The 13,844-nt window shown below is 61.3% G+C and carries 14 protein-coding genes and 1 tRNA gene; 9 read left to right on the top strand and 6 right to left on the bottom strand.

What is annotated here, in order from left to right:
* The coding region (locus IE224_RS19575) for a formate--tetrahydrofolate ligase (RefSeq protein WP_191313063.1) at positions 1-152 on the bottom strand (152 nt) is incomplete at its 3' end.
* Between the two features lie 69 nt (positions 153-221).
* Positions 222-809, bottom strand: a complete 588-nt coding sequence (locus IE224_RS19570) for a uracil-DNA glycosylase family protein (protein WP_167623453.1) — start codon at positions 807-809, stop codon at positions 222-224.
* Between the two features lie 136 nt (positions 810-945).
* Here IE224_RS19570 and IE224_RS19565 point away from each other — a divergent pair, with 136 nt between their 5' ends.
* From IE224_RS19565 to kdsA, 3 genes are read left to right on the top strand one after another with little or no spacing between them, the layout of a single operon-like run.
* Entirely contained in the window at positions 946-1,599 is a 654-nt protein-coding gene (locus IE224_RS19565) for an ABC transporter ATP-binding protein (protein ID WP_167622389.1), read from the top strand.
* Positions 1,583-3,310: a KpsE/RkpR family capsule polysaccharide export protein gene (locus IE224_RS19560; protein ID WP_191313062.1), complete on the top strand. Its 1,728-nt coding sequence runs from the start codon at positions 1,583-1,585 to the stop codon at positions 3,308-3,310. The genes IE224_RS19565 and IE224_RS19560 overlap by 17 nt, the downstream gene beginning before the upstream one ends.
* A complete protein-coding gene (kdsA, locus tag IE224_RS19555) occupies positions 3,307-4,149 on the top strand; it encodes a 3-deoxy-8-phosphooctulonate synthase (protein WP_191313060.1) in 843 nt (280 codons plus the stop codon). The genes IE224_RS19560 and kdsA overlap by 4 nt, the downstream gene beginning before the upstream one ends.
* On the opposite strand, the gene IE224_RS19550 is transcribed toward kdsA, so the two are convergent.
* A complete protein-coding gene (locus IE224_RS19550; protein WP_191313058.1) occupies positions 4,146-5,321 on the bottom strand; it encodes a BaiN/RdsA family NAD(P)/FAD-dependent oxidoreductase in 1,176 nt (391 codons plus the stop codon). The two genes, kdsA and IE224_RS19550, sit on opposite strands and share 4 nt — an antisense overlap.
* 94 nt (positions 5,322-5,415) lie before the next feature.
* Between IE224_RS19550 and IE224_RS19545 the strand changes: the two genes are divergently transcribed.
* Positions 5,416-5,490, top strand: a tRNA-Gln gene (locus IE224_RS19545).
* Between the two features lie 28 nt (positions 5,491-5,518).
* Here IE224_RS19545 and ade read toward each other — a convergent pair.
* Positions 5,519-7,213, bottom strand: coding sequence for an adenine deaminase (gene ade / locus IE224_RS19540; protein ID WP_191313055.1), 1,695 nt, complete (start codon positions 7,211-7,213; stop codon positions 5,519-5,521).
* A 490-nt stretch (positions 7,214-7,703) separates the two neighbouring features.
* Between ade and IE224_RS19535 the strand changes: the two genes are divergently transcribed.
* The gene (locus IE224_RS19535; RefSeq protein WP_191313053.1) at positions 7,704-8,027 is read left to right on the top strand and encodes a hypothetical protein; all 324 of its coding nucleotides are present in this window, start codon (positions 7,704-7,706) and stop codon (positions 8,025-8,027) included.
* A gap of 136 nt (positions 8,028-8,163) precedes the next feature.
* Here the strand turns inward: IE224_RS19535 and IE224_RS19530 are convergent, their stop codons facing one another.
* Both IE224_RS19530 and IE224_RS19525 read right to left on the bottom strand, forming a co-directional pair.
* On the bottom strand, positions 8,164-8,649 hold the full coding sequence (locus IE224_RS19530) for a hypothetical protein (protein WP_191313051.1): 486 nt from the start codon (positions 8,647-8,649) through the stop codon (positions 8,164-8,166).
* 746 nt (positions 8,650-9,395) lie between these two features.
* Complete coding sequence (locus IE224_RS19525) at positions 9,396-10,427, bottom strand: DUF2806 domain-containing protein (RefSeq protein WP_191313049.1); 1,032 nt, start codon at positions 10,425-10,427, stop codon at positions 9,396-9,398.
* A gap of 327 nt (positions 10,428-10,754) precedes the next feature.
* On the opposite strand from IE224_RS19525, the gene IE224_RS19520 reads away from it, so the two are divergent.
* The 4 genes from IE224_RS19520 (at position 10,755) to IE224_RS19505 (ending at position 13,785) form a co-directional block, all read left to right on the top strand.
* Entirely contained in the window at positions 10,755-11,453 is a 699-nt protein-coding gene (locus IE224_RS19520; protein ID WP_191313047.1) for a hypothetical protein, read from the top strand.
* Between the two features lie 152 nt (positions 11,454-11,605).
* Positions 11,606-12,547 carry a hypothetical protein gene (locus IE224_RS19515; protein ID WP_191313045.1) on the top strand — a complete coding sequence of 314 codons (942 nt, stop codon included), beginning with the start codon at positions 11,606-11,608 and terminating at the stop codon, positions 12,545-12,547.
* A gap of 10 nt (positions 12,548-12,557) precedes the next feature.
* On the top strand, positions 12,558-13,082 hold the full coding sequence (locus IE224_RS19510; protein ID WP_191313043.1) for a hypothetical protein: 525 nt from the start codon (positions 12,558-12,560) through the stop codon (positions 13,080-13,082).
* A complete protein-coding gene (locus tag IE224_RS19505) occupies positions 13,051-13,785 on the top strand; it encodes a phage terminase large subunit family protein (protein WP_202380123.1) in 735 nt (244 codons plus the stop codon). The genes IE224_RS19510 and IE224_RS19505 overlap by 32 nt, the downstream gene beginning before the upstream one ends.
* The last annotated feature ends 59 nt before the right edge of the window (positions 13,786-13,844 follow it).

The raw sequence follows: 13,844 nt of genomic DNA, 5'->3' as shown, positions 1-13,844 counted from the left end.
GGCCGGTCCGCCAGCCGGGCCAGCGTGTCGTGCGAGATCTTGGCCTTGTCATGGCCATAGCGGAGGATGTCCCCCTCGGCCAGGTCCAGCCTTGCGGCGATCTGGTCGATGGGAAGCTTGCGGGCGGCGCGGGCGATCTGGATGTCGGTCATGGCGAAGGGCATGGCGCGGCACGTCCTGTCTGTCAACGGGTCCGGACGCGGTCCCTGACCAAAGCAGGGTCAGTCGTTGCGCGCCAGTTCCGCCCGCACGGCGGCGCGCAAGTCCGGCAGCAGGTCCGTTTCGAACCAGGGATTGCGGCGAAGCCAGCCGGTGTTGCGCCAGGACGGATGGGGCAGCGGAAAGACCGACGGTGCATGGTCGCGCCACCCCGCCACGGCGCCGGTCACGTCCCGCAGACCAAGGTGCCAGCGGATCGCATGGCCGCCGACCAGAAGCGTCAGGCGCGGGCGCAGCGTCTCCATCACCTGCGCGCGCCAGGTTTTGGCGCAGATGGGCGGCGGCGGCAGGTCCGATCCTCGCAGATCATAGCCCGGAAAGCAGAAGGCCATCGGCACGATCGCGATCCGGTCGCGGTCATAGAAGATCGGCTCGGGAGTTCCCATCCAGTCGCGCAGCCGGTCGCCCGACCTGTCGGTAAAGGGCCGGCCGCTCAGATGCACCCGCATTCCCGGCGCCTGCCCCACGACCAGGATGCGGGCGTTGGACTGGAACCAGGTCACCGGGCGCGGTTCATGGGCCGTGGCGGTCGCACCAAAGCGCGAAGCGCAAAGGCGGCAATTCCGGATCGATTGTTCAAGTGGCTGCATCCAGAACAGATAGTGAAAATCCGCCGGGATTGAAGGGTGACAACGCACCCAATGAATGCAACAAAAAGGTGAAATCTGGACAGCACACTCGCCTGCGCCTAAGGGTGGTGTGGCCGGCCGGCGACAGGAAGGGCAGATGCTGGAATTCGACAATGTCTCGAAGTCCTTCTGGACGGGAACGCGGCGCAAGGTGATCCTTGATCGCGCCTCGTTCCGGGTGGAGCTTGGCAATTCCCTTGGCATCCTGGCCCCCAACGGCACCGGCAAGACGACGCTGATCAACATGATGTGCGGCCTGGAAAAGCCCGATGAAGGCACGATCCGGCGCGGCTGCCGGATTTCCTTTCCGCTGGGCTTCATGGGCGGCGTCGTGGGCAAGCATTCCGCAAACGAAAATGCCCGCTATATCGCCCGCATCTATGGCCTGGATCCCGATTACGTGTCGGCCTTCACCCGCTGGCTGACCGACATCGAGGAATATTATGACATGCCGGTCGGAACCTATTCCGCGGGCATGAAGCAGCGGTTCACCTTCTCGCTGCTGCTGGCGCTTGAATTCGACATGTACCTGATCGACGAGGGGATGCCCCAGACCACCGATGTCGAGTTCAACCGCAAGGCGGGCGCTGTCCTTTATGACCGGCTGAAGACGGCGACCGTGGTGATTGTGTCCCACCAGCCCGCCACGATCGAGAAGTTCTGCCGTTCGGCCGCCATCCTGCGGGACGGGCGGCTTTACCATTTCGAATCCCTTGCCGAGGCGAAGCAATACTATGACTACACCGCCTAAGGTCCACCGCTATCACGCCTCGGCCGAGGAGTCGGTGCGACCGACCGCGCAGGCCGTTCCCGCCGCAGGCCACGGCGACATCCGCGTCGCTGTCCGCAAGCGGCCGGCAGCGGCGAACGCGACCACGGACGAGGACGAACGCGAACGGTTCATGCGGACCGATCCGGTCGAGGACGGGCTCGCCCATGTCGGCCCGGCCCCGTCGCCGGACGCTGGTGAGGATCTCGAGGCGCAACTGGACCAGATCCGCCGGGAAAACCTGTCCGAGCGGCAGTTGCGCATCGCCCGTCGCATTGCCGCCCTGCACCAGATCGAAGTCGCCTCGGACGAGGAAGCCGTGCTGCGGCTTCGCCAAAGGGGGATCGACCCGTCCCATCGTGCGGCCTTGGGCCAGATCCTTTCAAGCGAAGGCAGCCGCGCCCAGGCGGCGCCCAAGGCCGGAACGGTGGCGGTCATGCCCGGCAAGCAGGTGGCCGTCCCCGCCGGCCGTCCCGGAACCGAGGTCGGGCCGCCGCGCCCCAGCCTTCCGGCCCGCGAAGTCCTGACCGAGGAAAAGCGCGCGGCCGAGATTATCCGCATCCAGCAGGACATCGCCCGGCGCAGGCGGCGGCGGATGGTCATGCTGGCCTTGCGGTTGCTGGCCTTCGTGATCCTGCCGACCGCCGCGGCGGCCTGGTACTACTTCGCCTTGGCCACGCCCCTCTATGCCACCAACTCGCAATTCCGCATCCAGTCCGCGGAAGGCCAGGGGACAGGCGGCGCTGGGGGGCTGGGCGGGCTTCTGGGCGGATCGCAGCTGGCGACCAATACCGATTCCGTTGCCGTGCAAAGCTATCTGACCTCGCGCGATGCGATGCTGCGATTGGACGGGGACAAGGGCTTCCGGCAGGCCTATCAGGATCCGGCGATCGACCCGGTCAAGCGCCTGCCGCCCGACGCGACCAACGAGGCGACGTTCGAACTGTACCAGAAATCGGTCAAGATCGGCTATGACCCGACCGAGGGCATGATCGACATGGAGGTCATCGCCCCCAATCCCCAGCAGAGCCAGGAGTTTTCACTGGCCCTGATCGCCTATGCCGAAGAGCAGGTGGACCAGATGACCTCGCGCCTGCGCGACGACCAGATGGAGGGTGCCATCTCCATCTATCAGGACGCCGAGGCCAAGGTTCTGGCCGCGCAGCGCCGCGTGCAGGAATTGCAGCAGACGCTGGGCGTCCTGGACCCCGTGGCCGAGGGGACGGTGGTGATGAACCAAGTCTCGGCCCTTGAAACCCAGCTTGCGACCAAGCGGCTGGAACTGGGCCAGCTTCTGTCCAATGCCCAGCCCCTGGAAAGTCGCGTGGCCACGTTGCGCGGCGACATCACCCGGCTGGAGGAGATGATCGCCCAGACCCGCGAACAGCTGACCCAGGGCGGGCAGGACCGCAATTCGCTGGCGCTGATCTCGGGCGAATTGCGGATCGCCGAAAGCGAACTGCTGACCCGCCAGGAACTGCTGGCGGCGGCTGCCGCGCAGATGGAGGCTGCGCGGATCGAGGCGAACAAGCAGGTCCGCTATCTGTCGCTGTCCGTGGCCCCCGTGGCCCCGGACGAGGCGACCTATCCCAAGGCCTTCCAGAATACCCTGGTGGCCTTCCTGATCTTTTCGGGTATCTATCTGATGCTGTCGCTGACGGCATCCATCCTTCGCGAACAGGTATCCACATGACCCAGGCCAAGCACATCCGCATCCGCGACATTACCTGCGGCAACGATCTGCCGCTGGTGGTCATCGCCGGACCCTGCCAGCTGGAAACGCTGGACCACGCGCTGATGATCGGCGAACGCATGGCGGAAGCCTGCGCCAAGGCGGGCGCGGGCTTTGTCTTCAAGGCCAGCTACGACAAGGCCAACCGCACTTCGTTGTCGGGCCGTCGTGGCGTCGGCATCGACGAAGGGCTGCAGATCCTGGCGACGGTTCGCGACCGCCTGGGTTGCCCGGTCCTGACCGACGTGCATGACGCGGAACAGGCGGTGCGCGCCGCGCAGATGGTGGACGTGATCCAGATCCCCGCCTTCCTGTCGCGCCAGACCGACCTGCTGCTGGCCGCCGGCAAGACGGGCGCTGTCATCAACGTCAAGAAGGGCCAGTTCCTGGCGCCTTGGGATATGGCGAACGTGGCCGACAAGGTCGCCTCGACCGGGAACGGCAACATCCTGCTGACCGAACGCGGCGTCAGCTTCGGCTACAACACCCTGGTGGCGGACATGCGGTCGCTGCCGATCATGGCGCGCACCGGCTATCCCGTCATCATGGACGCCACCCATTCGGTGCAACAGCCGGGCGGGCAGGGCGGATCGTCGGGCGGGCAGCGGGAATTTGCGCCGGTCATGGCCCGCGCCGCCGTGGCGCTTGGCGTGGCGGGCGTGTTCATCGAGACGCATGAGGATCCCGACTGCGCGCCCTCGGACGGGCCGAACATGATCCCGCTGGACCGGATGCCCGCGCTGATCGAATCGCTGATGGCCTTCGACCGGCTGGCCAAGAGCGATCCGGTGATGGGCTAATCGGCGCGGCCTGCCGCATCCGCCGATGCCCAGGCCCACTGGAAGTTGTAGCCGCCCAGCCAGCCCGTCACATCGACGCATTCGCCGATGAAGAACAACCCCGGCACCTTGCGCGCTTGCAGGGTGCGGGCGTCCAGATCACGCGTGTCGATGCCGCCCAGCGTCACCTCGGCTGTGCGATAGCCCTCGGTCCCCACGGGCCGGACCTGCCATCGGTTCACCCGCGCGCCCAACGCTTCCAACCACGTGTTCGGCTGATCCGCCAGACGTGCCTGGGACAAACCCATCTCGTCGCAGATAGCGGTCGCCAGCCGGGCGGGCAGCACCCGCCCCAAGGCGGATGATACCGCAACGCGCCCGGCCTCGGACCGGGCGGCTTTCAGTTGGGCCGCGACGTCGTAGTCTGGCGCAAGGTCGATCTGCAGCGTCTCGCCCGGCTGCCAAAAGCTGGAGATTTGCAGGATCACCGGCCCGCTGAGGCCCCGATGCGTGAACAGCAGCGCATCGCGGAACTGCCCGCCGTTGTGGCGGATCCGCGCCTCGACCGAGACGCCCGCCAAGGGACGGCACAAGGCAAGCTCCTGCTCGGCAAAGGTCATGGGGACCAGCCCGGCGCGCGTGTCGATCATCCGCAGTCCGAACTGCGCGGCGATGTCATAGGCAAGGCCGGTCGCGCCGATCTTCGGGATGGACTTGCCTCCGGTCGCCACGACCAGCCGTTCCGTGTGGATCGCCCCACCCGGGGTTTCCACCACGAAACCCATCCCGTCATGGCGGACCGACAAGGGCGCAGTTTCCATCCGCAACTCGGCGCCCTTCATCCGGTCCAGCAGCATCCGGGTGATCTGTGTGGCCTTGCCGTCGCAGAACAACTGGCCCTGGGCCTTCTCGTGCCAGGCAATCCCGGCCCGGTCGACCAGCCGGACGAAGTCGGGCGCCGTGAAGCGGGCAAGCGCGCTTGCCGCAAAGCGCGGGTTGCGGGACAGAAAGCGATCCGGCGCGGTCGCAAGATTGGTAAAGTTGCAGCGCCCTCCGCCCGAGATGCGAATCTTCTCGCCCGGATGGGCGGCATGATCCAACACCATCACTCGCCGTCCTGCCCGCAATGCCGAGCCCGCGCAGAACAATCCCGCCGCGCCCGCACCCAATATCAGAAGATCCACCTGTTCCATGGGGGCGGCATAAAGCGGCGGGCGAAAGGGCACAAGTTTTGCGATTTTTCGACTTGCACCCCCCCGCCAGCTTGGCTATTCACCCTCCCACAGTTGGGGCGTGGCCAAGTGGTAAGGCATCGGTTTTTGGTACCGTGTACCGTAGGTTCGAATCCTACCGCCCCAGCCAAAATCCTTTAAATCATTGCTGATCAAGATCATCCGGGGATGATCTCGAACATGTTGACGTCGATCATGCCGCGGTCGGTGATCTTCAGCGCCGGGATCACGGGCAAGGCCAGGAAGGCCATCTGCAGGAACGGCTCTTCCAGGATCACGCCCAGCGACGCTGCGGCGTCGCGCAGGGGGACCAGCAGGTCGCGCACGGCCTCGAAAGGCTCCAGGCTCATCAGGCCGGCGACGGGCAGGGCCAGCTCGGCCAGGATGACGCCACCCTCGGCCACGACGAATCCTCCCTCGATCTCGGACAGGCGGTTGGCCGCCAAGGCCATGTCGTCGTAATTAGCGCCGACGGCCACGATGTTGTGGTGGTCGTGGCAGACGGTCGAGGCGATCGCGCCGCGCTTCATCCCGAATCCCTGCACGAAGCCGGTGGCGATGTTGCCGTTCCTGCCGTGCCGCTCGATCACCGCGATCCGGATCAGGTCGCGGGCCGGGTCGGGGCGCTTGTCGCCGTCCTGCGGGGCGATGTCGTGGGACAGGTGGCCCGTGATGATCTTGCCCTCGATGATGCCGATCACAGGGGTTTCGCTGCGGTTTCCGGCGCAGCGGAAGTCCTGCGCCGTGACGCGAGGCGCCTTGACCGATGCGCGGCCAACCGGCGCCAGGGACGGGCGGGCGGCAAATGCTGCCTCGTCCACGATGCGCCCGCCTGCCAGCACCAGTTGCGCACGGCAGCTTTCCAGGCTGTCGAGGGCCACGATATCGGCCCGAAGCCCCGGCGCGATCAGTCCGCGGTCCTTCAGGCCAAAGGCCTCGGCCGCGGACAGGGATGCCGCGCGATAGACCGCCAGGGCAGGGCTGCCGCGCCGGATCAACTCGCGGATCATGTGGTCCAGATGCCCGTGTTCCGCAATGTCCAGCGGGTTGCGGTCGTCGGTGCAGAGGCACATATAGGGCGCCGTCACATTGGTCAGAACAGGCTGCAAGGCCACCAGATCCTTGCTGACCGATCCTTCGCGGATCAGGACGCGCATCCCCTTGCGCAGCTTTTCCAGGGCCTCCTCGGCCGTCGTCGCCTCGTGTTCGGTCCTGATGCCTGCGGCCACATAGGCCGACAGGTCGCGCCCGGTCAGCTGCGGGCAGTGGCCATCGATATGGCCGCCCGCGAACAGGCGCAGCTTGGCCATCGCGGCCGGATCACGCTGGATGACGCCCGGATAGTTCATGAACTCGGCCAGACCGATGTTGGACGGGTGGCCCATGACCTGCGCCAGATCCCCGGCCTCGATCCGCGCGCCCGAGGTTTCCATCTCGGTCGAGGGCACGCAGGAGGACAGTTGAACGCGCAGGTCCATCAGCAGGCATTCGCTGGCCTTCTGGAACCACCGGATGCCGTCGAGGCCAATGACATTCGCGATTTCGTGCGGGTCGCAGATGGCAGTGGTGACGCCGCGCGGGGTCACGCAACGGTCAAACTCGTGTGGTGTGACAAGGCTGCTTTCGACATGCAGATGCGTGTCGATGAAGCCGGGAACTAGGGTCAGGTCCGCCACGTCGATCACCTGCCGCCCGTCATAGGCGCCCACCCCGGCGATCCGGTCGCCGCAGATCGCGACGTCGCCTGTCATCATCGTGCCGGTGATCAGGTCGAAGACGCGCCCGCCCCGCAGCACCAGATCCGCGGGTTCGTCGCCACGTGCCTGCGCAATGCGCCGTTCCAGATCGTCCATGATACCTCCGTTCGTTCGGGTCAAATGACCCGACAGCACAGGCAACGTCCAGAGGAGGAATGGAAGATATGGTGCACCCGAAGGGATTCGAACCCCTGGCCTCTGCCTTCGGAGGGCTTTGATGGGGGCATTGTTCGCGCCAAGAGCTTGAAATGTTCTTGTTTTTCTCTGATTTGGAGCAAAGAAAATCGGTCCATTTTGCACCGAAACGGGACCGAGCGGCGCTCTGCCACTGGAGTGTAGTATAGTCCGAGAATGGTGCTAGAAGGTGGTCGCTATAATACCATTGATTGGATGAAGCTACATGCCGCTGCGGACCATTCAACCTTCGCCTGCCGCAGCTTATCGACTATGTGCCTTTGGACATGCAGATGTCGCCCATCTTGCGCACGAGGCAATGGTTTCCAGAAACGTGTCGCGACAGGATGCTAGCTGGGTCGCTCTTCAGAGTGTTCTCGGGTTCGGTGTAGAGAATGCGCTAAAGGCTTTCTTGGCCGCGACCGGCATGACGAGGAGGGAGCTTAAGGGGTTCAGCCATGGCCTTGAGGATCTTGCCTCCGAAGCGAAGAAGAGATGGTTGCGTGAGCATGGAGTGCTGAAAGAACAACCCGAACTCACTGACGCTCTTGATGCATTTATAGAGGCCTGTGGGCTCGACTACGGCCGCTACAATTACCGGTACTTAGAGCAGACCAGTGTGACCAGGCTGCATGCTGGCCTAGCAACCACGACGGTCATCCACGTTGTCTATGTGATAGCAGGAATTGCTGAAGAGATCGAAAGCACTGGCCAGACCATAAGTGTCCAGCCGTGAACCCACAACAGCGGAGACGCCGTACCCAGCTTGCAAGATGGTCGCTACCGGGCCTGCCAGTAATGGTGCGTATTATGGCGGGGGAGCCCACGTCCTATCTTGAGGATAGGAAGATAACTGACGTGGTTGCAGGCCATCAAGCCGCTAATTTGCTCACGCGCTGGCTGAATCTCTTCCAGTCTCGAGCAACATCACTGCGTTTTCGGGTCTTGCCTTCGTAGACGTAAATCCAGTCTCGAGATCCTTTATATTCAATTTCGCCCTCTGGTCCGTCCGTCACTGACCGCCAGTATTTTTCAACGCTGTTAGGCTGGGTGATCACGTGAGACATGCTCAAGTGAAACAGCTTGCCCATAAAGGATTGTGGACTCGCGATGTGGACAGAGAATGGGTTGATTTCTTGCGGTAAAGCCGCTGCTCGAAATGCTCGGAACAAATGTTCTGTTAGCTGAAGAGGACCAAATCGCTCAACTCCCGACCATAGCATCCATAGCTGATACTCTGACTCTCCGGCTGCGTACGCCCAGAAAAGTGCCTCAGGATGGAGGCCGAGCGCCCGCAATTGGCGCAGGTATTTTTGACCTGCTACTTGTAGGCCTTGAGGTAATTCTCGAAAATCCATTCCTCTACGCCTCCTTTGTCAAATGCTGCTGCTAAAAGGTCAGCAACTACCTTTGGGTTCATTGGAGCCGAAACGTACGTATCCGCTCGCCTCCACTGTGTAACAACTGCCCACTTTGGTGCCACTGGATCGAACGGTGAGATCTTGGCCCTCAGTACCTTCGCTAGGTCGACTAGATTATGGGTATATAGTTCCTTCCTGGCAGCCCGACTGGGCCAAGAGTTTAAGCGTTCTTGTGCCATGATTGCTGCTTTCAGCAAGCACTCGCAGGCAAACCCTGCATGCGTCCATGCAATGGTCTGTGTTTCCGGAAGCTCAGATAGCTTCCGGGCTGCGAGCCTCCACTGCCGGGCAAGGTCCATCCATTCCTCGACGGTCTGTGGGTCAATGGGCATACTGAGCAGTCATTGATCGTTAGCCTTTACGACAACCGCACTACTGCCGGCTTGTCACTGGCAAAGCTGTTATGGCTGGCCGTCAAGCTCATAACGCCAACGATCAGACTCGGCTTCCCGCTCCTTTTCAAGCGCTACTTCCATCGTCTCGGCACAGCCCTGTCGCTGGACAGATCTGCATGAACCACATCAAGCGCGGTGAAGCAGGTGGCAGGTGGCTGCCTGAATAGATCCGGCCGACGGCCGAACCGTCGGACAACAAGGGTCCTGTCGTCCGACGCGTCGCATTGGTTGGTGAAGGTCAGCTTTCGGGTCCAGTTCACCATAGCCCTTAACACGTAGTAAACCTCATTAAAGCCGAAGCGGTTTTTCACTTCCGCGTATAACCTTTCCGTCCGCATCCAATTCAACCCGCAAAAGCTGCTCGTCGTTGTTGTCCTTTATGTAGGCTACTTTGATTTTATAATCTGATTGTGGATTGGCTCTAACGTGGATACCCATTCGCAAGCCCCTATGATTGGCGATCTTCCCTGCAAATCGATCCCAATCCGGTTTCACTCCTAGAGAAGTGACAAGTTCTTTCCCCGCAATTGAAAGAATTGCGATATCCAGCGACAAGCTCATGTCTTCCTTGGAGGTGTATACTGCAATTTCACCGGTGCCGGCATGCATTAAGCGTTTGCGCCCATTCTCTTCTGAAAAAGAAAACTTCATTGTCGATCCTGGGCTCCAGAACCCTGCTTGCTCAAGCCTAACTTGATGGTAGTGCTTTATTTGATCTGGGAGACATACCATATAGCACATGTCGCCAATGCAGTAGGGCGCCACAGTGTTGATCAACTCCGCTGTTTCGCGATCAAGCATCGAGACAAAGTTCATTGTGCCCTTGCTGATACTACCTGGTAGGCGCACCTCAGATGCTAGAATATGCCCGAACATAGATCTGAGTGCCTCGGTAGATGCCAGTCCTGCATGACTTTCGAGGCGATCAAGAAACTCTTCTGAAAGCTCACCGGGGTGATCTGCCTCCATCTGGTCATTTTCCAAGATATTTCTAGCTTCGATTAGAACTGCATCTTTATTCGTCTGGTGCCGAAGCACTTTTTGGAAATGACGTTCGAATGCTCTTTCAGCGGTCTCAGGAGATGCTCCTAGAACTTTTACACCATATTCTGCGGCGGCCTCGATCAGACTGATGTTGCCATCGGTGACTGCGTCATGTTCTCGGTTGCTGCGGTCCCAGCTGCGTCCTAAGCGCTTGACGCCCACGCCGCCAAGCCAGTCAAGCGCAGACGCGAAGCGGCTTTTGATGCCGATCTTTATGCCTGTGCCCGTCCATTCGGCGAGCAGCGATACTTCATTATCTGATCGGTCTTCGGACACAGTTCCTCTCTAAACTTCTGCTCCAAGCATGGCTTGTGACATGCGTGACATGGACGTGACATGGCCGCAATGTCACTTTTTCTGAAACATAGGATCGTTTCCTATAATCGTGCGATTTCAAAGGCCGCACCGGCAAGAAGTGACAATGTCACCTCTATGTCACGTCACGTCACGCAGACGGCTGTCTCCGGATTATTTCCTATTACATAATTGTGATCAAATGACTCAAACACTGAGGTTCGCCAGCAATGCTTGGCAAATAGAGACCTGGAAGGATTATGTCCTATCCGGTTACTCACGACGATGTTACTTCTCAAAATGACGGATTTGAGCGCAATCCTCGTGTTGCGGGCCACGCGTGCGGCCTTTGGATACCAAGGGGGAAGAGGGGGAGAGACGGTCCTCAAGACCGTCTATCTCCCCGGGCTTACTCCTCTCCACCTTCACCCACAGATCTGGATACTCCGCGCGATGTTCTCAGTCCGAGAAGTCGGCGAAGACGCGCGCCTGCAATTCGAGGCCGCAGTCTACCGCCTGGGCCAAGGCAAGGCCCGCAGCGCCTTCTCTCGCGCCATGAACCATGAAACCGCCAAAGCACGGACGCGGGTGAACCGCGTCCTGCGCAGGCAGACGGGGATCAAAGTCGGAGATATCAGCCGAGCCACTAAATTCCTTCGGGCCTATCCGAATAAACTCCAAGCCGAGATAAATGCCCAAGGCGATCCATTCCCGCTCAAACACTTCAGAGCGCGTCAATTCAAATACGGGGTTAGGGCTAATCCCTGGAATACCTCACGGCGCTTTCCCGGCTCATTTATTATCCGCTCCATCGACGGAAACGTCTTTCATAGAACCGGAAAGCTCAATTCCAAATCCGGACGCATGAACGCGATCGAGAAGATGTGGGGACCATCGCTCCCCCGTGAAATCATGCAGCCCGATCCTCTTCGAGAATTCGACATGGGCGGAGATGCCGTCCTCAACCGCGCCATGCACGAGCTGCGCCGCATCCTCGATGGGGCATAGGGCCGAGGGCGCGAGGCCCTCGACCCGGCCCGACCTGTGACCGAAATGCAACACCGAGGGCGGACCCACCCCCGGTAGGGACCGAATTCGGAGCCGATCCTATGCGGGGCCGCCGCACCCCAAGCCGCAATCATTTCTTAAAAAATTCCAAAATGACTTCGCTTCGTAAAATGGGGCTGATTTTGATGTCGAAAGACCCTGAAATATTCCATTGTCGCGACTGCCTCGGCGCTTTCGAGCAAAATATCGGGCGCGGAAGGAAAAGGGTTCGCTGCGAAGCTTGCGCTCTCATAGCGAAAGCCGACGCAGCCAAAGCCTCAAAGAAATCTGGTAGCGCTTACCAGTTCGAGTGTTGCCGCTGCGGCGTCATGGTAGAGGCTCTTGTTGGCGAAACCGGACGGCGCAAAAAGTTCTGCGATGCTTGTCGGGGGGTGAGCGGCACCGTCCTGCGTCGGAAGACTAAGTGCCGTGACTGTAATGGCATCATCGAGCCAGGCTTGATGGCGACCTGTGCATCCTGTCAGCGCAAGAAGGAACGCGAGCGGGACCGTCGCAACCGAGATGCTCGAAGGGCTCGAAATGCGGCAGGAGCCATCAATGCGATGAAGAAATGCCCTTCCTGCCAACAGGAGAAGGCATCTTCATCGTTCCATCGGAACTTGGGCAACTGGGACGGTTTGGCTTCACGCTGCACCGATTGCACAAACGAACTGAGACGCATCCGATTGTCGACGCCCGAGGGTAGGCTTTCGGCAAGGATCAGGCGCCATCTCCGCAGTGACCGACCTGCACGCCGCATCGACTGGAATATACGTCGCGCACTGCGGGGCCAGAACACATCGAAGGCTCTGGAAGATATGTTCGGGTATAGCTTAGCCGAACTGCGATATCACCTAGAGCGCCAGTTCACCAAAGGCATGGACTGGGATCGATTTGTTGCGGGTGAAATCCACATCGACCACATCCTGCCGGTGTCCAGCTTTGATCTGACGGACGTGGCGGAGGTAAAAGCCTGCTACGCCCTGCCGAACCTCCGCCCAGCATGGGCGCTGGACAATTTGTCGAAGGGTGCTGCTCGGACCCACCTGATCTAGGACCATCTGGATGGCACGGAAAACCGCCCCTGATCCCGCCAGCGCGCCGACGCCGGTGACCCTCGGCGTAACCGAGATCGCGGCCATGACTGGCCGCACCGTCCGCTGGGTGCAAATCCTCGCCAAGGAGCAGGGGATCGCAAAAGAGGCGCGGGGCAAGTACCGGCTCGACAGCGTCATGGCCGCGCTGGTCTCGCACTACGAGGCGATCCTCGAGGGTACCGAGAAGAAGGCTTCTGCCAGCCGCGCGACGGATGCTCGGACGGCAGAGATCGAGCAGCGGATGGCGATCCGGGATCGTCAGCTGATCCCGATCGAGGACGCGATCATGGCGCAAGACAAGCTCGTGGGCGTGGTCAATGCGGAACTGTCCGGCCTTCCGGCTCGGATCAGCCGAGACCTGGGTATCCGCAAGAAGGCAGAGGCAGAAGTTCATGGCGCGCGGAAACGGATCAGCGACGCCCTCGCAGAAATGTCGGGCGCTGCTCGCACGGGCATCGGCCTTGACGAAGCCGGCGGAGGTGCTGACGCCTGACGAATGGGCGCAGCGATATCGAACCTATGGTCCCGAGACCGGCAAGCCCGGTCCGCGCGATCCATGGCTGACGGCTTACCAAATCCCTTTCATCCGGAAGATACACGACCGGACTCACCGCCGGGTGGTCGCGGTCACCGCAGCGCAGAGCGGCAAGACGGAAGGACTGATGGATGCGATCGGGGCGCGCCTTGACCAGCGTCCGGCGCCAATCATCTATGTCGGGCCGTCCCGGGATTTCGTCTCGGACCAGTTCGAGCCGCGCCTGATGGCGCTGCTCGACGAGGCGCCGTCGCTGGCTGCCAAGGTCGTGCGCGGCCGCCGCATGAAGAAGACCCTGAAGTGGGTCGCGGGAGTTCGGCTTCGGCTCGCTTCTGCTGGCAGTTCGACCGCCCTGAAATCTGACCCGGCGGCGCTGGGCATCGCGGACGAGTACGACGAGATGACCGCCAACATCAAAGGGCAGGGCGATCCGCTCGGGTTGCTGGAAGCGCGCGGCGAAACCTATGCGGATTTCGTGGCTGCTGTCGTTTCGACTCCGTCGCAGGGAACGGTCGAAACGGAGATCGACCCGGTCAATGGCCTTGAGATGTGGGCTCGCGCTGACCCGGAGCTTGTCGAAAGTCCGATCTGGCGCCTATTCCAGTCCGGTACGCGGCACCACTTCGCTTGGCCATGCCTGTTGATTTCCACCCAGAACTGAGCCGGCATTTCCATCGAGAAGTGAGCCACCTCTAACTATGGATTTCCGGTCATTCAGTG

Source organism: Paracoccus aerius (assembly GCF_014656455.1).
Taxonomy (GTDB): Bacteria; Pseudomonadota; Alphaproteobacteria; order Rhodobacterales; family Rhodobacteraceae; genus Paracoccus; species Paracoccus aerius.
The sequence above is the reverse complement of the archived record's forward strand: the minus strand, read 5'-3'. Positions and strand labels throughout refer to the sequence as shown.